Raw genomic sequence first — 24,555 nt, forward strand, 5'->3', positions numbered from 1 at the left:
ATCCGCAAAGGCCGACAGCCGCCGCTGCGGGGAGAACGGCAGCGGTGGTTCAGAACTTGTCGGTCGTCGACGATTTGCCGGTCTGGAGCCGGTATTCCACCGGGGTGTCGCGCTCTATGGGGACGGTCCAGTCGGCGTTCGCGTAGAGGCGCATGGCAGGCAGCGATGCGCAGTTCCTGCCCGCCGCGTCGCATTGCCGGCCTTCGGACATCTCCACGCTGGCATTCGAGCCATTGTGGAACGTGATCGCCCTGGCCGTTCGCGTGGCCGTGACTTTGCCGGTGGCCACTGCCGGGCGGACGATAATCAGCACGTCGTAGCCGATGAAAACCTTCAGCGCGCTCTGTTCTGCCGATATCGATCCCGCCACCGGCTTGATCGCCAGGCGATAGACCCGCTCGTCCCTGCCGCGCGGCGCCACCAGCGCTACCCGCACCAGCTTGCGCTCGCCGGGTTCCAGCACCAGTTTCTGCGGCGTGACCAGCAGGCCCGTCACGGCAGGGTCGGCGGAATCCACGCGCTTTTCCTGGGGCGTGCCCGGAGCCTGGATCACGGCAGGCTCGGCCAGGACATATTGGCGCTCGTTGCTGTCGTTGCTCACTTCTATGTCGTCGCGCGGCGGGGTGTCGGCGGGCAGGTCCACGATCACCTTGCTCAAGGCGATGCCCGCCTCTGCGGGAACCGCGCCGGCCATGGCGGCAAGGGGCAGGGCGGCCCGGATCGCGATGCGGCGCAGCAACTGCGGTTGCGAAAGGCTGGGAGCAGGCATCATCATGGTTCGACCTTGGTTTGGCTGGGCGGAGAATCGGAATCGGCGGCCAGCCGCGCGACCGGCTGGCAGATGAGGTCGCCCACGGCGGCATAGCCGTCGACGGGATCGAGGGCGTCCAGGGCGACCTTGCAGACCGAGCCGTCGCGGCTGCGGACGATCAAGGTCGCGCCCCGGCTGGTCTGGATAAGGAAATGGCCCCGCTCGTCGCTTTGGGCCAGGTCGCCGCCGGCGGCGATCTCGGCCTGGACGATCGGCTGGCCGTCGGCGCGCACCAGTCGCCCGAACACTGCCGCGACCGGCCTTGCGCGCCAGACGAGTTGAACGACATTGCCGGGGTAGAGGCTCACTTGCCGCGCCTTCGCGTCGTAATCGCTGAGAACCTGGCCCTTGGCACGAACGCGCACGGCATAGGCGCGATAGGAGGGCAGCGTCACGGTGAGGTCCTTGCCGCCGCGCGCGGTTCCCATCACCCGGTTGTCCACCAGCACCTCGAAGAAGGCGTCGGCATCGCCGTCGTCGATGTGGACGACCACCATGGCATCGCCGTTCCTGCCTTCGTTGAAGCGGACGCCGCCCTGGCCCACGATCAGCGCCGTGTTCAGCGATGCGGCGTACTGGGTTGCGCCGCCGGAGAAGGGCTGGACCAGATTGACGTTACCCCCGCCCACATCGCTGCGCGCCTGGACTTGCGCCTGGGCGTAAGTAAGGCCGTTGGCGTGCTGCACGCCGCCGTCGGCCTGGACTTCCGCGCCCGCCACGTCGTCGAACCGGCGCGAGACGTTGATGCCGCCCTGTAGCTCGTCGCGCAGGCCCTCGTTGCCCGGACCGACCTGGCCGGCGCCGGTCACCGTGTAGCTGGTGCGGGGGCGGGTGACGATCAGGTTCAACCCGAAGTAGGCCTGCCGCCCCAGGCTCGTGAAGGTGTAGTTCCCGTTGAAATCGAGCGATGCCGAGCGCCAGCGCTTCAGCGGGAGATAGAGGGCCGGGCCAAGCGAATAGTCGCGGCTGGCTTCCTGCCGGCGGTAGGTGCCGACAAGGGACAGCCGCCCTTGCCCGATGCGATAGCCCACCGCGCCGCTGAACTGGGTGTAGGCGCCCGAATAAGGGGCATATTCAAGGCCGCCCGGTGCCGGCAGGACCAGGTCGGTGGTCGCCAGCAGCGGCCCTCCGCCCGGGTTCGCGATATGGCGGGCGTCGAGGTCGAGACTGAGCCGCCCCGCGCTTGTGCGCGAAATGTGGCCGTAGAGCCCCAGGCCGCCGCTGTTCGAGACATGGACCGAAGCGTCCAGTTGCCAGTCGCCCTGGAGCACCGTGGCGCCCGCCGCGCCCCATTGGCGCTTGTCAGTGCCGATCACGCCCAGGTTGACGGCCAGAGCGGGCGAGATGCGCCGCGCCCAGCCTCCTTGGAACAGCGGTGTATGGGTGATGTCTCCGATCAGGCCCCGGTTGTTGCGCACCAGCGCGCCCGCATAAAGGAAGAACGCGTCATGCCCCGTCATCGGCAAGGTGCTGCTGCGCGAGAAGAAGCGCTGCTCGTCGCGCGTCGCGCCCGAAGCCGAGGTAATCCGCAGGATCACCGTGTAAGAGCCTTCCGGCAGTGCGGACGTATCGAGGGCCTGGTTCCCCGCATCGTACATCTGCGATGCCATGATGCGCCCGTTCACCAGAATATCCACCCGCGCGCGCTGATCGAGGAACAGGATCAGCGGGCTGCCCATCAGCTGGTCGCGATCCAGCCTGGTGTTGAACTGCGTGGCGAGGCCGAGGCCGACCATCTTGACGCGGTCCAGCAGGGTGTCTCCCGGAATCCAGAAGGCGCCCGCGGTATAGCGTAGTCCGGGACGGTCGAGTTCGCCGGCCAGCGTGTCGGTCTGGAACCCGGAATAGCTCGCCTGCTGGAAACTGGCGCGGATGCGGCCCGTGCCGATCCCGATGACGGCGGTGTCCTGAAGGTAATACTCGGCCGCTTGCCCGCGCGCGCCGGTGATCGTTCCCGATATGAAGTTGACCAGCGCGGGCGTGTCGGCGGGGGGCGGCAGGTTCTGCATCCGCACCGCCGCCTGAACCGAGAGGAAGCGCGGGGCGACGATGATATCCACCCGGTAGCGCGCCGGATCGAAGACGATGGCAACGACGTCCGGCTTGGGCCGGGGGCAGGGGCTGGAACTCTCCACCGGGCAGATCGCCTCGGGATGGGGATCGAGGTCGGGCGCGCCAAGGGCGGCCGTCAGCCGGGGGCGGTCGCTGATGTCGGGCAGGCTCTCCACCAGCTTCTGCGCGTCCACGAAGCGGAAATGGCCGGGCTGCACCACCGCCACGGCCTCGCCTATCCGCACGCCGCCCATGTAGACATCGAGCACCACCTGCTGCGGACCGGTCAGGTCCTCGAAGCCGGGCGGCGCGTCCACCTTGAGGGCGGGGGCGGCCGCGGCCGGGCTTGCGATCGCTCCCGCGCCGGTGATGGCCATGCCGCCCAGAGCGACGAGAAAGCGTGCCCGCGCCATGCCCCGCCGGTCAGTTCGGCGACACCATGAGCGTCAGCGTTCCGGTATAGGTTCCGGCCTGGGCGGCACTCAGACTGGCGGCGGGCAGGGAGACGATGAGACTGGCACTGCTCGCCAGCAGGCCGCCCAGCGAACAGAGAATGTTGATCCCGTTGGGCGAGGTGAGGGGCTGGCCGGATGTCATGGCCATGCCGCTCGTCTGCCCTCCGGAAAAGGACCATTGCACGGTATAGGCCAGCAGGGCCGCGCCATTGGCGGTATTTGCCAGCGTGAAGGCATTGCTCGCGCCCGATCCGGTGGCCCTGATCGTATATCGCGAAAGGCTGGCATAGACGCACACCGTCTGCGATCTCGTCTGGCTGGCCGTCAGGGACGAAAGCGTGCCGAAGGAGACATCGCTCAGCGCATTGATCTGGAATTGCTGCGCCTGCACCTGGGAGACAGGCAGGAGCAGGCCGGTCAGCGCAAGAGCGCAGCCTGCCGCCCGCCCCATCGACGAAGCCATGAACGGTCCTTCCCTTGGAGAGGCCGCTGCCGCTTCCGCATCGGGCGGGACCCGATGTGCCGAAGCGGCAGGCCCTGGTGAGCGCGCCTTACTGCGGCGTCACCAGCAGGGTCAGTACCCCGGTGTAAGCCGCATTCGCGATCATGGAGTTCTGGTCGGTGGCAAGGATGGTCACGAAGAGCTTCGCGGTCGGGCTGGCGCCGGCGGCGCAGAGCGGGGTGACCGCCGTGCTGGTGAAGGCGGCGGAGGCGACATTGGTCGTCAGCCCGGTGCCCGAAGTTGCGCTAGCCGAATTGGCCCAGGCGACGGTGTAGGGCACGGGCGCGTTAGTGCCGCTGGCGAGTGTGAAGGCGCCAGTCGTGCCATTGCCGGTGGCCCTGATCGTATAGCTCTTGCTGGAGGTATTGCTCCACACGCAGACGTTTTCGGTCTGCTGCGCGTCGGCGGCACCCGTCAGCGCGCTGAATGTGATGTCGGTCAGGTTCGAGATCTGCACCAGCCCCGCGATGGTGGCGTTGATGGTGACGGTGCCGGTGGATGTCGTTCCCAGCGCGCCCTGTGTTGCCGCATGGGCAGAGGCGACAGGAAGAATAGAGCCCATCATGGCAAAGATCATTAAGGAACGGCGCAAGCGATTGTTGTTAATCACATTCATGGCCTTCAATCCTATCAGGACCACCGAAGATGGATATGATCCAATATGACTTCGATTGCGGTCGTTGAAGACCACCTATCTAACTCAATAAATTCGTTCAGTGCCATAGAGATCCCGAATATATTGGATGTCAGACCGGCTGTAATTTTGCACCGATCCAGTTCCATCATTAATAATGACGAAAATCTGTTCATTCGATGATCTGGCGGGGGTGCCGCGGGCGCTCGCGGGGCGGCTGCGACTGTGGCCCTTCAACCCTGCGTAAGGCGCGGATCGACGATGGTGCGGATCGGTGCCGATGGGCCGGACATGTCCGCCATGGCCTGCGCCACTCCGGCGATGCCGATCCGTTCTCCAAGCCAGGGACGCACATCGATGCGTCCATCGGCGATCGCGCGCAGGGCAAGCTGCATGTCCTGCGGCTCCTCACCCCCTGCGAACTGGATGTTGAGCCGCTTGTTCTGGGCCGCGAAGACCAGCAGCTGTTCCGGCTCCATGCAGTAGCCGCCCATGACGATGCGCGCATCGAACCCGACGGAAGAGATGATCTGCTGCAGCATGCCCGGCATGCCGACGTTCTCGTAGACCAGGTTCACGCGCCGGCCGCCAAGATCCGGCAGCGGCGCATAAGGAGAGATCTCGCGCGGATCGACGGCGATTTCCGCGCCCATGGCGATGGCAAGGTCGCGGCGATCCTGATGGAAGTCGGCGGCAACGACCGGCGCGATGCCCAGAAGCTCCAGCCCGGCGATGACGCCCAGGCCGATCGCCCCGCAGCCCAGCACCAGGACGACATCCTCCTTTGTCGGCCGCCCGCGCCGCGCATGCTCCAACCCCACGGCGAGCGGTTCGGTGAGGGCCGCAAGATCGTCGTCCAGATCGGACGGCACTTCCAGCATCATGTCCTCATCGAGGAGCATGTATTCTCCGAAACCGCCCGGGCAGTCGTGGCTGAAGCCGACGATGGCATGGGCGCCCGACTGCCGCATGATCGGGATGGAGGTGACCTTCCGCCCGGGCTTCACCTTGCATGCACTGCCGGGACCGTAATCGATGACTTCGCCGACATATTCGTGCCCGGGCACGAAGGGCCGCGCGAAATCGAGACCGGCGTAAGGCCCGCCGTGCGACCGGGACAGGGCGATGATCGTCTCGCCGGCGTGGAGGAAGTGTGCGTCGGACGCACACATTCCGCAGCTATGCGTTCGCACCAGGGCCTGGCCTTTGCCGGGGACGGGGTCGGGCATGTCGCCAAGGCGGACCAGGCCGTTCTGGATGTAAGCGGCTCGCATGGGACGGGGCCTTTCGGATCAGGGCTGCGCGCGGAGCACCGCGTAGGAAGGGTCCTTTGCATCGCGCCGGGACAGCGGGTCGGCGGAGAGGCCGCCTATGTCGCGCATCTCGTCGAAATCGCGAATGGCCATGCGGTGATCCAGCGCCCAGCGGCCATCGCGGCGCGACCAGCGATCGACGTAACGGGAGCAGGTCGTGATCTGGAACGGCGTCTCTCCGCGCAGGCCTTGAAGCGTGGCGGTGACGTAGGACTCGCTGCCGGCGGTGTCGCCGCGCAGTTCGATCAGGATGTTCGCGATCTGGTGCGAATGGCGTAGCAGTTTGCGGTGATCGGCGCAGATCCTGTCGATCACATCCCGCCCGCGCCCGCTGTAATAGCCGCCGCCGTATTCGGCCGTCGCATCCACGTGCCAGACCGAATGCCCGAGCGGAATGTCGAGCCGGTCGACGGCCCGGCAATAGCGATGGATCTGTTCGGTGATCGCCTGCTTGTCCAGAAGGGCCTGAATGTCGCGGGCCTGGATATCATTGCGCCCCGTCATGCCGAACACCTCAATTTCGTGTGCTCCCGGCCATGTCCGCCATGGCCTTCTCGACCATCAGGATGCGCTCGCGCCGCGCTGCCGCCGATTGGGGCGCGTAGCCCTGCTCGTCATCGGCCAGCCCCCAGTTATGGACTGGGCCATGGGGCAAGCGCTCAAGCCCCACCCGCGCGACGTCTTCGGGCGAGGCGAGGCCGCCGGGGACGGGCGCGCCGCGGCTCTCCAGCAGGCGCCGCAGCTCCGGCGTATCGGTGCGGCCGAGCAAGAGGTTCAGCACATCGACGCCGTGCCCGCGCAATTCGGCCCAGAGGCCCTCCCCGAAGCACAAGTCGAACGCTTTCGTGCCGGAGTAGACGCCAAGCCCCCGTGCGCCGCCGTAGCAAGCCCCGGAGCCGACCAGGATGATCCCTCCGCGCTTTCGGGTCTTCATCGCCCCCGCGAAATGATGGCAGGCCAGCATCGTCGTCACGACATTGCGCTTCACGAGATCGAGCCAGGCCTGCGGATCGTTCGAGAGAAAGCTGGAACTGTTGGGATCGGCACCGGCATTGCTGACGAACAGGCCGATTTCCCGCCCTGCGCTGACAGTCTTGAGCTGTTCGGCGGCACTGTCGGAGGCCAGATCGATCGTTTCGGCGGTGCATTCGATGCCGTGGGTCGCCGCCAATTCATGGGCAAGCGCCTCAAGCGGCGCGCGCCTTCGGGCGATCAGCACCAGGTTGAAACCGCGCGCCGCCAGTTCGCGAGCGAAAGCCGCTCCGGTTCCTTCGGATGCACCGGCGATCAGCGCCCAAGGGCCGTACTTCTCGGTAAATGCCATGGCAGGCCGCTCCCCCTCGTGTTGTTTCATGGGGACATAAAATGGCTGTACCCATGCATCCATTTCAATTTACGTGCTCCTGTCATCGCAGAATGAGATAGGTCGTCATATGGAAATGCGCCGCCTGAGCTACTTCGTGCGGGTCGCCGAAGATGCCTCGCTGACCCGCGCGGCAGGGGTTCTCAATATCGCGCAATCGGCCTTGAGCAGGCAGATGCGCTTGCTTGAGGAGGAACTGGGCGTCGCGCTGTTCGCCAGAACGCCGCGCGGCATGCGCCTGACGAGCGAGGGCGCGCAGCTGCGAACCGCCGTTGCCGGGCCGTTGCGCGAACTGGAGCTGGCTATCCAGAACATGCGCGCGCTCCCTTCGCAGATCGACGGCAACGTGGCGCTCGGCCTGACGCCGGGCATCGCCGATCTGATTGCGCGGCCGCTGGCCGAGGAACTTCACGCGACTTTCCCGAGAGTCCGTTTCCGGCTGAGCGAAGGGCCGACGGGCAGCCTGGAGGATTGGCTTCGGCGCGGGATGATCGACCTGGCGGTGCTGGAGCAGCCCTCCCAGAGCGAGCAGCTGGTGGTCGATCCGCTGGCCGATCTGCCGTTCTGCCTGTTCGGCGCAAGCGCGGCATCCGAACTCGGGTCGCAGGCGCCGGACACGCTTCTGAGCCCGGATGCGGCCTTCGCGTTCCCCCTGATCGTGCCTTCCCACCATATGGGCATGCGCCCGGCCATAGACGATGCCGCGATGCGAACGCGCGTGCAGCCCCGGATCGCGTTCGAGGCGGACTGCACCCGGCTTATCAAGGATCTGGCGCTTTCCGGAATGGGCCACGCCCTGCTGCCGCTGGCCTACATCGGCGCGCAGGACGGGAATATGCGCGTGCAACGGATCGACGATCCCCTGTTCACGCTGAGGATTTCGCTCTGCACGCGCAAGGACAGCCAGATCTTCGGCAGCAAGCGCGCGATGATCGATGCCGCCATTGCCCGGATCCTGCGCGAGAGGCTGGCGCTGGTTTAGGGCAGGGCCTACAGCTTTCCCCGTATGGATGCCCACCGAGACGAGGGGCGCGTGATTGTCGCCCCGTCACCGCGCGGTCCCGACGCTCACCAGCCACGCAGTAAATATGCTAATGAGAATCGGTTGCAATAGCTGACCTGTCTGGCTAGAGGCCGCCCCAACAAAACAACAGGGGTCGCCCAATGCATATTACACTCGCGCGAGCGTTGTTCGCGACGGCTATGGTCGTGCCTGCCATTCCGGTGCAGGCGCAGGACCAGTCCGCCTCCGGCACGGTCGAGCAGCAGTTGCCGGCAGTCGTCGCGGACGGAGAGCGGGCCGATGAAAGCTATGTCATGGGCACCGGCGCGGAGGCCGGGACGACGCGGATTACCGAGAAGGAAATTCGCGCCCGCGCGCCGGGCTCCGGCGATGCCAACCAGTTGCTGAAAGCGTTGCCCACCGTGCAGTTCCGGCGCGACGAGTACATGGCAACGCGCGAGGATATCCAGGATATCCGGCCGTCCGACATCTCGATCTCTGGCGGGCGCTACTACGAGAACCTCATTACGCTCGACGGCATCGATGCCAATGCGCGGGTGGATATCACGGAGAGCAAGGCCGCGAACTTTGCCGAACCCGTGGGCGCGTCCGCGCAGGCGCTCTGGGTCGACACCAATCTGATCGGCGAGATCACGCTTCGTGATTCCAACGTCTCGGCAGAGTACGGCCGTTTCACCGGCGGCGCGCTAGACATCAAGACCCGCGCACCGAAGCGCGAGTTCGGCTTTACCAGCACAGTGTCCTACAGTTCGGACGCGATGACCCATTTCAGGATCTCCGAGGGATCGCGCGAAAGCCTGGACGGAGAACTTCCCGCAAAGCCCTCGTTCGAGAAGTGGCGCTATGGTGCGACCGTCGACCTTCCCGTCAGCAGCGCCATCGGCCTGCTCCTGGGCTACAACCGATCGCAGTCGCGGGTCACGTATACCAAGGCGGAAGCCTACGGCAGCAAGCCTTACGGCCAGTCCAGCACCAGCGACAACTTTCTCGCCAAGGCGGATGCGGATCTTGCCGGCGACCTGAAGCTGACCGGGCAGTTCTCCTACACGCCTTACGAGAGCGAGGCCGAGGTGAACAACTCTATCGATTCGCAGATGGTGTCACACGGGGGCGGCGTGACCAGCCGGCTTGAACTGGCCAAATCGGGCGAGACCAACTGGTCGCTTTCCGCCAGCTTCTCGCACAGCGATACGAGCCGCGATGCGCCCGGCACGCTCTACAGCATTTCTTCGTGGACCGAAGTGGGCAGCGGATGTTCCACCTCCGCCAACTGCGCGATCGGCAGCTTCGGCGATATCCGGCAATGGCAGAACAATTATGCGTTGACCGGGCGCTGGTCGATGCCGCTGGGGCCGGGCCGTCTTGCCGCCGGCTTCGACTACCAGCGGATCGAGGCCATGCGCAGCCGCCTGGAGGACAATTATTCCTACCGGGGAACGACGGACCAATCGGACGCGGCGACCATCGCCTGCGCACAGCCGGACAGCCTGACTTGCACCACCGGTGAATATGCGCTGACGACCGCTTCGCTCTATCAGGCCTATCGCGCCCGCGTGAACCTGGACAGCGTGTCGGGATGGGCGGAATACACGGCCGAGATCGGCGATTTCACGCTGCGCGGCGGGCTGCGCTACGATTACGAGAGCTTCCTCGGCAATAGCAACTTTTCCCCGCGCCTTTCCGCGACGTATGCGCTGCCGTGGGACGGCTGGAGCGTGACGCTGGGCGCCAATCGCTATTACGGACGCTCCATGCTGGGTTATGCGCTGCGCGAGAAGTACCCGGACAACTACATCTATACGCGCACCGGCGTCACGAGCAGTGGGATCACCACCTATTCCGACGAGGACTGGTATCTGTCCAGCACCAGCCATACGGCCAGCTATTCGGACGGCAAGAAGAAGACGCCCTATTCGGATGAACTTTCGGCCGCACTGTCGGCACGCCTGCTGGGCGGCAGCCTGAGGATCAAGGGCATCTACCGCGAGGGGAATGACGAGTTCACCCGCTCGGCGGGTGAGAAGGTGAGCAAGACTCTCGATAACGGTAAAATCTCGACCTATACGCAGTACGTCCTCACTAACGACGGCTACAGCAAGTACCGGGGCGCCTCCTTCGAATGGACGCGCAGCTTCGGCAAGCACTCGGTCGCCTTCAATACCAACTTCTCGAAGACCACATCCACCAACGACGACTACATGGTGGAGGTGGACGACGACCTGGCGAACCTGATGGTGTCGTTCCAGGGACAGGTCCTGAGCTATTCCGAGGTCATTGCCCTCAACCAGCGGCCCGACATGGCGGTGCCGTTCATGGCCAACATGACCTGGACCGCGCTCTGGCTGGACGACCGGATCACCACCAACGTCAATCTGCGCTATACGGACAAGTTCAAGCGTATCGAGGATACCGGCAGGAACGAGACCATCGATGGCGCCAGTTACGATGTCTACGACTATGTGAAGTATCCGCGCTCGATCGACGTGAACCTCAATGCGCAGGCCGAACTCGTCCGCCCCAGCTATGGCGTGCTGACTGCGGACGTGCGCGTGGCGAACCTGTTCGACCGGATTCCCTCGCCGAACAGCACGGCGACCGCGCAGCCCTACCAATATGGACGCTCGTTCTGGGTCGGCCTCAACTATCGGTTCTGATCGTCTCGATGTCCGGTGTCCGCCTGCTGCCGCGTATCGTTCTGACACTCGCGATCCTCGCGGTCGGGGGGAGTGTCGTGGGCCGCGCGCAGCAGGCGGGCGGGGAGGGAGTTCCGGCAGTGGGGGCACTGCGGGCGCTCTATGCGGGCGGTCCGGCAACATGGCCGCGCCCGCGCCTGGGGGAGGGGGCTCGCTTCACCGAGTTCGGCCCGCTTCCCCGGCTCCCCGAAGCCTCTCCGCGCGAAAAGGCGCTGGCGGAGATCGGCAGGCGCATGTTCGACGATCCGGCGCTGTCGCGTTCCGGCCAGATCGCCTGCGCCTCGTGTCACAGCCCGGAACTGGGCCTGGCGGACGGGCTGCGCACCGCGTTCGGGCATGACCGGCAGCGGGGGCGGCGCAATGCCCAGTCGCTCTATGCCGCGGCCTGGATGACGCCCTTGTTCTGGGACGGCCGCGCGGCAACGCTGGAAGAGCAGGCGCTCCACCCTCTGCTCGACGGCAAGGAGATGGCGGGCAGCGCGCGCCTGATCGAACCGCGCATCAACCGCGACAAGGACTACCGCGCCGCGTTTCGTGAATTGAATGGCCATCGCCGCGTGACCTTGCAGGACGCCGCCGCCGCGATCGCGGCGTTCGAGCGGACCTTGCAGCCCCCGCGTTCGCGTTGGAGCCGGGTAATGGAGCGGGGCGTCTCGGTGCTGACCGATCAGGAACTCGCGGGCCTGCATCTGTTTCGAACGAGGGCGGGGTGTGCCGCCTGCCACAATGGGCCGCTGCTGAGTGACGGGCAGTTCCACAATCTCGGCATCAGTTTCCATGGGCGGTCTCGCGAGGATCTGGGGCGCTACGAGGTTACGCGCGATCCGGCGGATGTCGGTCGGTTCCGCACACCCTCCCTGCTGGGCGTAAGCCGCAGCGCGCCTTATATGCACAATGGTCTGTTCCCCACGCTCGAGAATGTCGTTGCGCTCTATGACGGCGGGGGCGGACGGGATCGGGCGAGGCGAATGGGCGAGGCACCGGCGCCGATACCCGACCCGCTGGTTTCGAAGCTCGGTCTGACGCGAGACGAGCAGGCCGCGCTCGCTGCCTTTCTCAGGACGCTTTAGCGTGAGCGCGTCTGGCTACGAGATAAGTGAGCGCGGGCGGCAGGATCGCCACCGGTGCGATCCAGGCGAATGGATCGGCAAAGCCGAACAGCAGGCCGAACAGGCCGAAAACCAGCGCGGCGCCGTTCACGAGGGTCTGAAACACGATGCGGCGGCGAAGCGGGCACAGGATGCGGGCGACATTGCCGAGCCAGAGCAGCGCCAGCAGCGCGAAACCCGCCACCAGAGCATGCTCGGGAGAATTGCCGAGCGCATGCAGCGACAGCAACTTGCCGACGAACCCGAGGCAAAGCAGCGCGTAAGCGCTATTCACGGAAAGGGCCAAGGTATCCAGCCAGCGCAATTTCATCGCAGTTTCCCGATATGCTATTGCGACACGATAGCAATAAAAACAGGCGACGCGCAATGAATTCGTTCCGAATCTCGTCGCTTGCTCTGACTTGCGCCGTCCATGTGACTGTTCTCGGACTGGCGTGGATGGCGTTTGGTCCCTCCAGACAAGTGGGCGAACCCGGGCACAGGGGCGTCGTGTCGTTCCGCTCCGTGGACCTGTCCCGGCCGGACGAGACGCCGCAGGCCGAGCCCGCGCCGGATCCGCCTCGCAAGTCCCTTGCCGTAGCGAATGCGACCGATGTGCCCGCGCCGACCGTCAGGCCTCTGGTACAGGTGGTCGCCCCGGTTTCCCCGCTGCGCCTGTCGGACGACATGGCTCAGGCACCTGCCGTTCCGCTTCTCGCGGCATCTCGGCCGCCGTCTTCGAACCCTGGGAGTGGATTGACGGCGGGGTCGTCATCCGGCGAGGGCAAGGCAGCCGCGCAGGACCGTGCCGCGCCGCCGTCTGCGGGTAGCCGGGGCGAGGATTCCTATGCGCGCCGGGTCTTTGCATGGATCGGCCGCCACAAGGGTTATCCGGGGCGTCTCGCCCGCAAGGGCTGGGAGGGCACGGCCTTGGTGCGCCTGCTGATCGACGAGAACGGCCGCCTCGAAACGGCCGAACTGGTTGGCTCCAGCGGCCATCCGCCCCTGGACGGCCTCGCGCTGAAACAAGTGCGCGACGCAGTGCCCTATCCGCGTCCCCCCAAAGGCCTCCCGCGTGCCGGACGGCAGTTCCTTGTGCCCATGACTTATCAGCTGGAAGGATGAGCGGCCGGTTGATTCCCGTGATTCAGCCGGACGAACTCAAACCGCGGGTTCCAGTTCGACATGGAGGTTCGCGAGGCCTCGCATGCTATAAGTGGGCTCGAAATCCAGGATGCGGTTCTCGGCGGTGCCGTGGCGATCTTCCGACAGCGATATCCAGCGCGTGTGTTCGAGGAACTTCTCGAAGATGATGCGGACCTCATAGCGCGCCAGCGGCGCCCCGGCGCAAGTATGGGCGCCGCGGCCGAAGGCGAGGTGCTGTTTGATGCCCGGCCGCCCGAGCCTGAATGCGTGAGGTTCCTCCCACCGGCGTGGATCTCGATTGGCGGCGGAAATGGCGATCACCACCTTGGTCCCCGGTTCGATCTCCATGTCGCCGACCCGCATGGCACGCCTGGCAAGGCGCTTGACCACTTTCGTCGAGCCTTCGAGCCTCAGCACCTCCTCGAGAAACGCCGGGATCAGGCTATGATCGTCGCGGAGTTGCTGCTGCAGGCCCGGCACGTCGACGAGATAGCGCATGGCATTGCCGATCAGCTTGGCGCTGGTGTCCTGCCCCGCTCCGAACAGGAAAGTGGCGAGACGGATCAGTTCCGGGATGTCGGGCTGGGTGCCGTCCGGATAGCGGGAGTGGGCGAACTCGGAAAGGACGTCGTCCCGGGGCGGCTGGGCCCGGCGCTCGGAAATGTAGCGGTAGAAATAGGCGGCCATATATTCGAGCGGATTGACTTCTTCGGTCTCGCGCGGCCTTGCAGCCCATTCCGCTTCCTTGCCCGGAGGCGGCGCGGCCTCCATGTTTCCGGGCGGCGGGGCAAGGTCGATGATGCGGCGAAAATCGTCCCGGTCGGCTTCCGGCACGCCGAGGATATCCGATACCACGAAAGTGACGAAGGGGCTGGCGATCTCGCCGATCAACTCGCATCCGCCCTGCGCGACGACGCCGCGAACCATGCGATCGGCGAGCGCGGTGACGTAGGCCTGGTTGGCCTTGAGGCGCGAGGGCGTGAAGAGGGCGGAGATCAAGGCCCGCGATTGGACATGCGGCGTGCCGTCCTTGGCCACGAGGAGATCGGCAAGCGGGATGTCGCCGCGGTGCTCCTCGATCTGCCCGGAGATGTCCTCGGCGTCGGGTTCGAACGGCAACGGCAGAAGCGGGCCGCTGACACTGATCGCGTTCGACCAGTCGGCCGCGTTGTTGAGCAGCTCGACCGCTTCCGCAAAGCCGGTGACGAGGACCAGGTCGCGGTTGGCCATGCGGCATACCGGCCCCTTGGCGCGCATTTCCTCGAACCAGTCGTAAGGATCCAGCAGGACCGTGCGGTCGGTGTAATAGTCGCGCTCCGTCGTGTTCATGATGCTCTCCCGTCAGATAGGGCCAGGGTCTCGGTCCGCACGGGGCAGGACCGCCGCCCATCGGCGCCGCTTCGAATGATTTTAGGCATATGAAGGCCGGCAAATGCCTTGACGCGGCGGGCCATTCGATGATGACGCCGATACCACCGCGTCGATGAATGAGCAGGCCGCCTTGCCGTTTCGGCACGCCGCGTATTACCGTCAGCGTGCAACAGAGGATTGTTCGAGTGTCGATTCCAGACCGCGCCCGCGAACGCATCAGCAGACCGCACGACGCCCGCGTGACGCGCTCTCGCGAAGCGCTGAAGACAGCGCTGCTCGAACTCATAGACACCAAGCCCCTCGATCTCATCACCATCAAGGAGATCACGGCGCAAGCGAAAGTCAGCTACCCGGTGTTCTTCCGGCAATTCGCCAGCAAGGAAGACCTGCTGGCCGATGTCGCGACCGAACAGGTGCGCCATCTGCTGCGCCATTCGCAGCCCGCGTTCGAGCGCAAGGCCACCAGCTCGCTCGATGACTTGTGCCGCTACGTGAACGGTCATCGCAAACTCTGGTCGACCCTGCTGACAGCCGGCGCGAACGAGAAGATGCGCGCGGAATTCTCGCGCATCGCCAACGAGATCGCGGAGAGCAGGCCTCGCGCCAACCCGGCTTTGCCGGCCGACCTCGTTACCGAACTCGTCACCAACGCCATATTCGACATATTGCGCTGGTGGCTGCGCCAGGACGAGGACTATCCCGTTGGCAACGTGGTCAAGTTGCTGGACACGCTGGTCGTGCGCGCGTTCACGCGGCCGATCGCGATCCATCTGGACTAGGCTGCCCGTCATCGGCCGGCTCAGGAGTACATGCCGCCGTTCACGTTGATCTCCTGCCCGGTCACGTATCCGGCATGGTCCGAACATAGCCAGTCGCAGGCAGAGGCAATGTCTTCGGGCATGCCGATCCGCTTCAGGGGGACGCCCTGCACCATCGCATCGATGCGCGGGTTGCTGCCGTCGACCTCGGTACGGCGGCTCAGCCCGGTATAGACGATCGCCGGCGGGATCGTGTTGGCCGTAATGCCCAGTTCCGCGAATTCGCGTGCCACCGCCTTGGTCAGCGACGTGACGCCGCCTTTCGATGCCGAGTAATGCGCCATGCTGGGCGCGCCGACTTGCGCGCTCATGGACGAGATCGTGACGATCCGCCCCCACTTGGCCGCGATCATGTCGGGGATGGCCAGCTGGATGCAGTGGAACATGCCGGAGAGGTTGACGTCCAGCATGCGCTGCCATTCTGCCACGGTCATTTCGACGAAGGGCTTGTATTCCGAGATGCCGGCATTGGCGATCAGCAGTTCGATCGGTCCAAACGCCTGGCGCGTTTCGGCGACAGCCGCTTCCACCTGATCGCGATCCGCCACATCGACGGTGAAGGGACGCGTGTCGAAGCCCCGCGCATTGAGCGTGTCCGAGGCTGCCCGCACCTCATCCCCATTGCGGTCCATCATCGCCACCCGGTGCCCCTTGGCGGCAAACCACTGCGAAACACCCAGGCCGATGCCGGAAGCAGCGCCCGTCACGATTGTCACTCGTCCCATATCGAGTCCTTTTACATTATTAGGAATAACGTAAAATCCGAAACCTCGCAGGTCAATCCACGCCGGAGCGCGCGATGGGACTTCGCCCCGGCGTTGTTTCACGGTCGGGCTGGCTCGCTGATCCCGATCAATCGCAAAGCGCCTGATCTCCCCGCAGCGGCAAGTTCATCAGACAGTGCGCAGCCTGTCACGGTTGGTGCGTCCGGCGACGGGACATTCCAGAGGGTGGCGGCATTCCGGTCATCAGTACCGGGCCGCTACCCTTCAAAGATTTAATCCAACAGCCGCCGAGCCGGAGCCGCCGCCTTTGTCGCCACTTCGATGGCCGGTCAGCGCACGGCTTTGCGACATTATCTGACGCAGGCGATATACTCAGACTAATTTTTGATTGTCGAATCGATTTGAGAAAGATAAATGAAACTCAAATATACAGATATTCCCGATCATACGGACCTTTAGTGGGTCGTTAGATCAGCGGAATTGGGGAAACGGGGGAGATGCCAGATGCTTAAAGTCGGACTGTATCTATCGTGCGCCTGTGCCGCGTTCGCGGCGCCTGCTTATGGTCAGGACATCGCACGCGATGAGGCCAATCAAACGGATCAGAAGTCTTCGCAGCAGGACAAGGCCGATACTGCGGCTTCGGATCCTGTCTCGGCTGAGGACATCATCGTCACGGGCTTCCGGGCCAGCCTGTACAATGCGGCGCAGATCAAGCGGGAATCCGATGCGATCGTCGATGCCATCGTTGCGGAAGACATCGGCAAGCTGCCGGATAACAACGCAGCGGAATCGCTTGCGCGGATATCGGGCGTCCAGGTCAGCCGGTCCGGCGATGAAGCCAACCAGGTTCTTGTCCGCGGCCTGCCCGATGTCGCCACGACTTTCAATGGACGCGACATATTCACGGCGGAATCTCGCGGGGTCGCGCTCTGGGACTTCCCTCCGGGCGCGTTGCGCGCGCTTGAAGTCTTCAAATCCGGCACGGCCGATCTGGTCGAGCCCGGGCTGGCCGGTCTCATCAACGTCCGCACCTGGCGCCCGTTCGACTTCAAGGGGTTCGAAATCGCAGGCGCCGTTCGCGGTACTTACAACGACCAGTCGAAGAAGTACGATCCGGCCAATGCCAATCTCCAGATCACCGACCGCTGGCAGACCGGTATCGGCGAGATCGGCGCGCTCATCAACTTCGCCTATACGCAGCAACAGTTCCGTAATGCTGCCCGGTGGAACAGTGCCGACGTATTGGCGCCAGATGTCGCCAATACGGTCGAACCGGAATCGGTCGGCCGCGACTTCGTGTTTCCCGAGGCCGTCGGCGTCTTCTACAACAGCGGCATCCGCAAGCGTCCGTCGATCAATGCCTCGCTTCAGTGGAAGCCGGCGCCCAATCTCGAAATCTACGTCGATGGCCTGTGGCAGGCCTATCGCGGCCGCGACGCCAACGACTTCTTCGCGACATCGCTTCGCTTTGCCGGCGCGCAGCTCAGCAATGTCGTGCTCGATCCCGACGAACCGAACAAGGTCGCAAGTCTGACCAAGACCGGAGGCTGGCGCCCGGACATCTATCGTTCGACCGTCAATGGCGACACCAACACCTACCAGGGCGCGATCGGCGCGATCTGGACGACCGGCAAGGCGACGATCTCAACCGACTTCGCTTATACCGACAGTACCTTCAAGCAGACCGAATGGAGCCTCGATTCCGCCCTGACATCGGCCCCGACGGTGGATGCTGCGTTCGACGTGAAGGGATCGGCTGCCTTCTCCCTGCCTGGCTTCGATGCAACCGACCCCAGCCATTACCAGTTCCGCGGGTTCTTCGACCGCACATATGTCGGCAAAGGAAACGGCATCCAGTGGCGGGGCGACATTTCGCTCGAAACCGACATCCCGTTTCTTCCGCAGTTGCAGGTCGGCAGCCGCGTGACCACGCGCAATTCTTCGGTCCGCTCAGGTTCGCGCTATGCCTACCTCATGGACCTTGGCATCGGCATGAACGAACTCGGCCTGGGCGCCATGTCGCTGGTGGACGACAGCTTCCGGGGCGGCGTGCAGGGCTTCACGCAATGGCTTGCCCCTGAACGGTCGGCCATCCGCAGCAACATCGATGGCCTGCGAGCGATCGCCCTTGCCGGTTTGCAGCAACTCTCGGCTCTCAATCCGAACGATGCCGGGCTTGCCGACAACGTCGCGCGTTGGTCCAGCACCGACGTGCCGATCGACCCATTGGCATCGTGGGAGGCCAGCGAAAAGACATATGCCGCCTATGCCCAGGGCAAATATGCTTTCGACATCGGCGGAGTGGATGTCGGCGGCCTTGTCGGCGTGCGCATCGTCAACACCGACGGCGTCTATTCGGGCACGTCACTGGTGGACGGAGTTCAGACCCCGGAACAGAACCGGCAGAACTACGTCGACGTCCTGCCCAACGTCAGCATGCGCATTCGTCCCACCGACAAGCTTCAGGTTCGACTGGCCTATACCGAAACGCGAACCCGGCCGACTTTCGGCCAGCTCAATCCGGCGGTGAACATCACGCGCGCGCAGAACACCGGGGGCACGCCGGGGCGCTATGACGCTTTCGGGCGCGCCGGCAACCGCGATCTCGCGCCGCTGACCTCGCGCAATTACGACGGTACGATCGAATACTACTTCTCACCCCGGGCGGCGGCAGGGATCTCGGTGTTCTATCGCGATCTCGACGGCTTCATCAGCGACTATACCCGCGATGTACAGGATCCGGTCTATGGCCTGATCCAGGTCGTGCGCCCTGAAAACGCGGGTTCCGGACGTATCAAGGGCATCGAGGCCGGGTTCCACAGCTTCTTCGACTTCCTGCCGGGCTGGCTTTCCGGGTTTGGCGTTCAAGCGAACGCAACTTATCTGGACGGCAAGAACCAGCTTCCCAACGCTCTAGGGCAAGACACCAAGATGGTGGCCATTCCCGGCGTGTCGAAGTGGAGCTACAACGCCGTATTGTTCTACGAGCGGGGTAAGCTCTCGACCCGCCTTTCTTACAACTATCGCTCGAAATTCACCAATTTCTATTCGCCGGATGCCAATGGAAATCTCTACGTAGGCGAAGGCACCAAGCCGATCGCACGGTTGGACTACTCCCTTTCCTACACCGTCATTCCGGCCATCACGATCACGGCGGACGTCAGCAACATCCTGGGCAAGCCGTTCAACAACTACCGGTACTTCAACCAGACCCAGACCTACCCGCGGGATATCCGATACGAAGGCCGCTATTTCGGATTGGGCACGCGCTTCCGCTTCTGAGGACTTGCAGGCGCCATTCAACCTTCCGCGCCTGCAGCCACTAACCCGTCCGGTTCAATGATCGGACGGGTTCCTTGTTTGCACAGATGATCTTGTGTCCTTCGCATTCTGCCTTGTTCGGCCGCGCTGCCCCTGAAACGCTCAAGCGTGGGAAGCCTTTGCCCGGGATTGCGGAGGGCGTGCCGGATCCGCAGGAACTTGTCCATGCCGATCGATTTTGGCACGCATCGCGGATCGCTGCATCATTCACGATGGACTTAAGCGCTGCCTCTTCGTAGCAATTCCTGACGAGGCGGAAGCGGTTGGTCTTTGGCCGGGAGAGAGCATCGTGAGCGAGAACCAGGGCAGCGCCAGATCCGCGATTACCGTGTTATCCCCGCAGCATTTGCCCTCTCCTTAGGTGTCGTGGATTTTTCCCGAGGTGGCTGATGGGCTGAAGCTGGGGCGTATTGGCGTGCGTTCGACTTTAGCGGGAAAATTCGGCTCCAAATCGTGAGTTTGGTTGGAAAGGACACATCCTGATGAATGCGACGCTTTTCCGGGGTGTGCTGGTCGGCGCATTGGCCGGGCTCTTGTTCGGGTTCGACACGGCGGTGATCGCCGGCACCACGGAAGGCATCCGGACCGCCTTCGGCCTCGACGCCACCGGCGTCGGGGTGACCGTCTCCAGCGCGCTCTGGGGCACGCTTGCGGGCGCGCTGCTCGCAGGCATTCCGGGGGACCGCTACGGTGCGCGCGCGTCGTTGTCGGTGATCGCGCTGCTTTACCTGGTGTCCGGGATCGGTTGCCTGCTGGCGGTGAACTGGCCGATGCTGCTCATCATGCGGGTGTTGGCGGGATTTGCGGTGGGCGCATCGTCGGTACTGGCGCCGGTCTACATCGCCGAGATCGCCCCGGCCGAGCGGCGCGGCATGATGGTGGGCGCCTTCCAGCTCAATGTCGTGCTGGGCATTCTGGTCGCCTATCTCAGCAACTATTTCGTATCGAGCCTTCATCTCGGCGCGCTCGACTGGCACGTCAAGTTCGGCGTCACCGCGCTTCCGGCCGTGCTGTTGCTGGTGATGATGCGAACCATCCCCGACAGCCCGCGCTGGCTCTTCGCCAAGGGCCGCGAGGCGGAGGCCGCCGCCGTGCTCGGCAAGCTGGGCAATGCCGATGTGGCGGGCGAGATGGCCGTCTGGCGCCGGGCGGAGGAGCAAAGCCACGCCCCGCGGCTCAGCTGGAAGCGACACCACCGGCCGATGCTGCTGGCGATCGCCATTGCCGCGTTCAACCAGCTCTCCGGCATCAACGCGATCCTCTATTACCTCAACGACATCTTCGCTGCTGCCGGTTTCACGGGTGTTTCGGCGGACCGGCAGGCCATCGTCATCGGCGCCTGCAACCTGCTCTTCACCGGGCTGGCGCTCACCGTGATCGACCGGATCGGCCGCAAGACCCTGCTGTTGATCGGTTCCGTGGGATTGACGGCCGCGCTGGCGGGGGTGGCGACGATTTTCGGCAGTGGCACTCATCAGGGCTGGCTGCTCTATTTGCTGATCGGCTTCATCGCCTTCTTCGCTTTCTCGCAAGGCGCGGTGATCTGGGTCTATATCAGCGAGATCTTCCCTACCGACGTGCGCGCACGCGGTCAGAGCCTCGGCTCCTCGGTCCACTGGTTCATGGATGCGGTGATCGCCTTCGGCTTCCCGCTCGCTGCCGCGCATGCCCGCGCGCTGCCGTTCTGGCTGTTCGGCGCGATGATGGCGCTGCAGTTCGTGATCGTGCTGGCCTTCTTCCCGGAGACCAAGCGCAGATCGCTGGAAGCTATCGGCGAGGCCATGTAAGGCAGGATCCGTCCGGGACTGGCTGTCCTCCCCGCGTATTCGCAGGGACCGCCGAGCAATCGGGATTGCCATCGTCACGGCCGAATTGACCCCGCCGCCCATCGCGGCGGGGTTTCGCATGTCGGGCCTCTCGTGCATCCTTTCGGGCGATCACGGGCCCCGGCGGATCGGGCAAGGCATGGAGAGCATCATTCACAAGCAGCCATCGGACGCGCCCACCGCTTCGGAACGGGCGGCGAAACAGGGCGAAGCTTCGGGCGGCCGTCGGCGGCTGTCGCAGGCGCGGGCCGAGGCCACGCGGTCGCGCATCCTGCATTGCGCGCGCCAGGTTTTCGCCGCGCACGGGTTTGCCGCGGCCAATGTGCGCGACATCGCGCGCGCCGCCGGCACGACCCATTCGATGATCACCTACCACTTCGGCAGCAAGGACGAACTCTGGCGTGAGGCCGTGCGCGACATGTTCGCCCTGCTCCAGCGTCAGGTCATCGACCCGGTGGAAGCCGAGGCGGAACTCGATTTCGAACAGCGGTTCCGCAAGCTGGTCCACCTCTACACCCGCTACAGTGCCGAGCATCCGGAGCATGCCCGCATCACCGTTTCCGAAACGATTGCGGGCGGCGAAAGGCTGGAGTGGATGGTGCGGGAGTTCGTCAGCGCCAACCAGGCCGCCACGACCGGAAATCTGACGCAACTGCTGGACCGCGGCCTGGTGCCGGACATGCCGCTGCCCTCGCTGCTCTACGCGATGGTCGGCATGATCCAGCTGCCTTTCATGCTGCAGAAGGAGGCGCAGCTCGCGATGGGTTACGACTTCATGACGGACGAGGCCGTGGAGGCCCATGCCGAGGCCGTGGTCAGGCTTCTGACGGGCTCGGTTCACGACCCCGCGACAAGGAAATCTCCGAGCTGATCCATTGACCCGCGGCGCGGCGCAACAAGCCGCTTGACGCGGCTGGCGTTCGCCCGCATTTCTTTTCGTCCAGATGGACGAAAACAGGGGAGGGGGTTTGTGATGTCGCGATCGGCTGGTCTTTCGGCGCGCTTCTCCGCCTTCACCGATGGTTTCGAGACACGCCATGGCGGCGTTCGTCCTGCCATCCGGGCCGACCACCGCCGCTTGAAATCAGGATCGCCGACATGACCCTTCGCCATTCGTTTCTTTTCGCCGGCGCGGTTGCCGCGTCCACGGCCATGCCGGCTGCCGCGCAGGATCGCGGCGCGGCGGCTTCCGCGCGCGCGGAACGGACGCTTGAGGCGATGACGCCGGAAGAGAAGACCGTGCTCACGGTGGGCATCATGCCCATCAAGCTGACGCCGACTTCGCCCGAGCCGCCGGCCGAAGCCGTTCCCGGCGCGGGCTATATCACCGGCATCCCCCGGCTCGGCATCCCGGCGCTTCTGGAAACCGACGCCAGCCTGGGTGTGTCCTATGTGTTCGGCCTTCGCAAGGACGGCGCCACGGCGCTGCCTTCGGGCCTGGCGCAGGCGGCCACCTGGAACCCCGAACTGACCGAGCAGGGCGGCCGGATGATCGGCGCGGAGGCCCGCGCCAAAGGCTTCAACGTGCTGCTGGCGGGCGGCGTGAACCTGATGCGCGATCCGCGCAACGGTCGCAATTTCGAATATTTCGGCGAGGATCCGCTCCTGGCCGGTACTCTGGCCGGCCATGCCATTCGCGGCGTGCAATCGAACCACATCATCGCGACCATCAAGCACTTCGCGCTCAACGGGCAGGAAACCGCGCGCAAGGAAGTCGACAGCGTCATCTCTCCGGCGAATGCCCACGAAAGCGACCTTCTGGCGTTCAAGATCGGCATCGAGATCGGCAATCCCGGCGCGGTGATGTGCGCTTACAACAAGGTCAACGGCCATTCGGCCTGCGACAACGACTGGCTGCTCAACAAGGTTCTCAAGCAGGCCTGGGGCTACAAGGGCTTCGTCATGTCGGACTGGGGCGCGGTGCCTTCGCTCGGCACGGCGCTGAACGGACTGGACCAGCAGTCCGGCTCGGAGCTGGACAAGGACGTGTTCTTCGCCGCGAAGCTGGGCGCTGCGGCGAAGGCGGACCCGGCCTATGCCCGGCGGCTGGATGATATGAACCGGCGAATCCTCTGGGCCGTCTACGACAACGGCCTGGTCGAAAATCCCGTGAAGCCGGGCGGTGCCATCGATTTCAAGGCGCACGGCGACGTTGCCGAGGCGGTGGCGCGGCAGGGTATCGTGCTGCTGCGCAACGCGCGCGGCGTGCTGCCGCTGGCGGCTTCGGCCAAGCGCATCGCCGTGATCGGCGGTTATGCGAACAGCGGCGTTCTGTCCGGCGCGGGCTCCAGCCAGGTGCAGGGCGAAGGCGGCGCCGCCGTGAACGTGCCGCAAGGAGGCGAGGACGATTTCTCGCCCTTCCTGTTCGAAGCCTATCATCGGTCGGTGCCGATCAAGGCCATCCGCGCCGCCGCGCCTCAGGCCCAGGTGAACTATCGCAGCGGCCGCTACATCTCCGAAGCCGTGACTCAGGCCAAGGCGGCGGACATCGCCATCGTGTTCGCCACGCAGTGGTCCAGCGAGGGCTTCGACCAGCCCGATCTGTCGCTGCCCAACGGCCAGGATGCCTTGATCGCCGCTGTCGCCGCAGCCAATCCCAATACCATCGTCGTGCTGGAAACCGGCGGGCCGGTGCTGATGCCCTGGCTGGACAAGACGGCCGCGGTGCTGGAAGCCTGGTACCCCGGGGCAAGGGGCGCGGAAGCGATTGCCGCGGTGCTGTTCGGCCAGGCCAATCCTTCGGGCAAGCTGCCGATCACGTTCCCCACCGGCATCGACCAGTTGCCGCGCGCCACGATCGAGGGCTTCGATACGGTCGAGCCGGACTTTGCCGGAGCGCCCGACGTGCACGGGCAGAGGCTGGTGGCGGACTACAATATCGAAGGCGCGAATCTCGGTTATCGCTGGAACGCGGGCAAGGGCCAGAAGGCGCTGTTCCCCTTCGGCTACGGTCTCAGCTACACCCGGTTCGCGGCTGACGCGCTGAAGACCGACGGCGCGAAGGCGACGGCCCGTGTCACGAACACCGGCAAGCGCGCCGGCGCCACGGTGGCGCAGCTCTACCTGGTATCCCGCGCGGGCAAGCCGGTGCAGCGTCTGGTCGGCTTCCAGCGCGTGGAACTGGCTGCGGGGCAGGGCAAGGCAGTGGCCATGACCATCGACCCGCGTCTGCTCGCCGACTGGCGCGAGGGCAGCTGGGTGCTCGCTCCCGGCGATTACGGCTTCGCGCTGGGTGAGGATGCCGAGCATCTCGGCCCGGTAACGACGGCGCGCCTCAAGGGCCGGACCTGGAAGGACTGATCCCGGCCAGCTTGCCCTGTCCATGAAAAAGCGGCCTGGATGTGCATCCAGGCCGCTTTTCCCCTTTGCTTACGGGCAGGCAGCGAAGGCAGCTTACGCTGCCCCTCTGG

The 24,555-nt window shown here is 64.8% G+C and carries 19 protein-coding genes; 9 read left to right on the top strand and 10 right to left on the bottom strand.

What is annotated here, in order from left to right; genetic code table 11:
* Positions 1-49: 49 nt before the first annotated feature.
* The 7 genes from EDF57_RS11280 to EDF57_RS11310 form a co-directional block, all read right to left on the bottom strand.
* A complete protein-coding gene (locus EDF57_RS11280) occupies positions 50-775 on the bottom strand; it encodes a fimbria/pilus periplasmic chaperone (protein ID WP_134094312.1) in 726 nt (241 codons plus the stop codon).
* Positions 772-3,276 (bottom strand): TcfC E-set like domain-containing protein, encoded by a 2,505-nt coding sequence (locus EDF57_RS11285; RefSeq protein WP_134094313.1) that lies wholly within the window; start codon positions 3,274-3,276, stop codon positions 772-774. Before EDF57_RS11285 ends, EDF57_RS11280 begins: the two co-directional genes overlap by 4 nt.
* Before the next feature lie 10 nt (positions 3,277-3,286).
* Positions 3,287-3,781 (bottom strand): hypothetical protein, encoded by a 495-nt coding sequence (locus EDF57_RS11290; RefSeq protein ID WP_134094314.1) that lies wholly within the window; start codon positions 3,779-3,781, stop codon positions 3,287-3,289.
* Positions 3,782-3,869: 88 nt separating this feature from the next.
* The gene (locus tag EDF57_RS11295) at positions 3,870-4,385 is read right to left on the bottom strand and encodes a hypothetical protein (protein ID WP_134094315.1); all 516 of its coding nucleotides are present in this window, start codon (positions 4,383-4,385) and stop codon (positions 3,870-3,872) included.
* 302 nt (positions 4,386-4,687) lie between these two features.
* Positions 4,688-5,728 carry a zinc-binding dehydrogenase gene (locus EDF57_RS11300; RefSeq protein ID WP_134094316.1) on the bottom strand — a complete coding sequence of 347 codons (1,041 nt, stop codon included), beginning with the start codon at positions 5,726-5,728 and terminating at the stop codon, positions 4,688-4,690.
* 18 nt (positions 5,729-5,746) lie between these two features.
* Positions 5,747-6,271 (bottom strand): nuclear transport factor 2 family protein, encoded by a 525-nt coding sequence (locus EDF57_RS11305; RefSeq protein ID WP_134094317.1) that lies wholly within the window; start codon positions 6,269-6,271, stop codon positions 5,747-5,749.
* A gap of 10 nt (positions 6,272-6,281) precedes the next feature.
* Positions 6,282-7,091, bottom strand: coding sequence for an SDR family NAD(P)-dependent oxidoreductase (locus tag EDF57_RS11310; protein ID WP_134094318.1), 810 nt, complete (start codon positions 7,089-7,091; stop codon positions 6,282-6,284).
* Positions 7,092-7,200: 109 nt separating this feature from the next.
* Here EDF57_RS11310 and EDF57_RS11315 point away from each other — a divergent pair, with 109 nt between their 5' ends.
* The 3 genes from EDF57_RS11315 to EDF57_RS11325 all read left to right on the top strand — a co-directional run bounded on the left by EDF57_RS11315 (position 7,201) and on the right by EDF57_RS11325 (position 11,917).
* A complete protein-coding gene (locus EDF57_RS11315; RefSeq protein WP_134094319.1) occupies positions 7,201-8,112 on the top strand; it encodes a LysR family transcriptional regulator in 912 nt (303 codons plus the stop codon).
* 182 nt (positions 8,113-8,294) lie between these two features.
* Complete coding sequence (locus EDF57_RS11320; protein WP_134094320.1) at positions 8,295-10,808, top strand: TonB-dependent receptor plug domain-containing protein; 2,514 nt, start codon at positions 8,295-8,297, stop codon at positions 10,806-10,808.
* 8 nt (positions 10,809-10,816) lie between these two features.
* The gene (locus tag EDF57_RS11325) at positions 10,817-11,917 is read left to right on the top strand and encodes a cytochrome c peroxidase (protein WP_134094321.1); all 1,101 of its coding nucleotides are present in this window, start codon (positions 10,817-10,819) and stop codon (positions 11,915-11,917) included.
* On the opposite strand, the gene EDF57_RS25460 is transcribed toward EDF57_RS11325, so the two are convergent.
* Positions 11,904-12,266, bottom strand: coding sequence for a hypothetical protein (locus tag EDF57_RS25460; RefSeq protein ID WP_166675248.1), 363 nt, complete (start codon positions 12,264-12,266; stop codon positions 11,904-11,906). The genes EDF57_RS11325 and EDF57_RS25460 overlap by 14 nt on opposite strands.
* A gap of 179 nt (positions 12,267-12,445) precedes the next feature.
* Between EDF57_RS25460 and EDF57_RS25465 the strand changes: the two genes are divergently transcribed.
* On the top strand, positions 12,446-13,060 hold the full coding sequence (locus EDF57_RS25465; RefSeq protein ID WP_166675249.1) for a TonB family protein: 615 nt from the start codon (positions 12,446-12,448) through the stop codon (positions 13,058-13,060).
* A gap of 36 nt (positions 13,061-13,096) precedes the next feature.
* Here the strand turns inward: EDF57_RS25465 and EDF57_RS11335 are convergent, their stop codons facing one another.
* A complete protein-coding gene (locus EDF57_RS11335; protein WP_134094323.1) occupies positions 13,097-14,410 on the bottom strand; it encodes a cytochrome P450 in 1,314 nt (437 codons plus the stop codon).
* 227 nt (positions 14,411-14,637) lie between these two features.
* On the opposite strand from EDF57_RS11335, the gene EDF57_RS11340 reads away from it, so the two are divergent.
* Positions 14,638-15,231 carry a TetR/AcrR family transcriptional regulator gene (locus EDF57_RS11340; RefSeq protein WP_166675250.1) on the top strand — a complete coding sequence of 198 codons (594 nt, stop codon included), beginning with the start codon at positions 14,638-14,640 and terminating at the stop codon, positions 15,229-15,231.
* A gap of 20 nt (positions 15,232-15,251) precedes the next feature.
* Here EDF57_RS11340 and EDF57_RS11345 read toward each other — a convergent pair whose 3' ends face one another.
* A complete protein-coding gene (locus EDF57_RS11345) occupies positions 15,252-15,986 on the bottom strand; it encodes an SDR family NAD(P)-dependent oxidoreductase (protein ID WP_208324849.1) in 735 nt (244 codons plus the stop codon).
* Between the two features lie 513 nt (positions 15,987-16,499).
* On the opposite strand from EDF57_RS11345, the gene EDF57_RS11350 reads away from it, so the two are divergent.
* From EDF57_RS11350 to EDF57_RS11365, 4 genes are all read left to right on the top strand, one after another.
* Positions 16,500-19,280 carry a TonB-dependent receptor gene (locus EDF57_RS11350; RefSeq protein ID WP_134094326.1) on the top strand — a complete coding sequence of 927 codons (2,781 nt, stop codon included), beginning with the start codon at positions 16,500-16,502 and terminating at the stop codon, positions 19,278-19,280.
* A 521-nt stretch (positions 19,281-19,801) separates the two neighbouring features.
* Positions 19,802-21,106, top strand: a complete 1,305-nt coding sequence (locus EDF57_RS11355) for a sugar porter family MFS transporter (protein WP_134094327.1) — start codon at positions 19,802-19,804, stop codon at positions 21,104-21,106.
* 85 nt (positions 21,107-21,191) lie between these two features.
* Positions 21,192-22,016, top strand: coding sequence for a TetR/AcrR family transcriptional regulator (locus EDF57_RS11360; protein WP_134094328.1), 825 nt, complete (start codon positions 21,192-21,194; stop codon positions 22,014-22,016).
* Positions 22,017-22,297: 281 nt separating this feature from the next.
* A complete protein-coding gene (locus tag EDF57_RS11365; RefSeq protein ID WP_243841044.1) occupies positions 22,298-24,445 on the top strand; it encodes a glycoside hydrolase family 3 C-terminal domain-containing protein in 2,148 nt (715 codons plus the stop codon).
* Positions 24,446-24,555 lie beyond the last annotated feature (110 nt).

Origin of the sequence: Novosphingobium sp. PhB55 (assembly GCF_004368805.1) — a bacterium.
In the GTDB taxonomy this organism is placed as follows: domain Bacteria; phylum Pseudomonadota; class Alphaproteobacteria; order Sphingomonadales; family Sphingomonadaceae; genus Novosphingobium.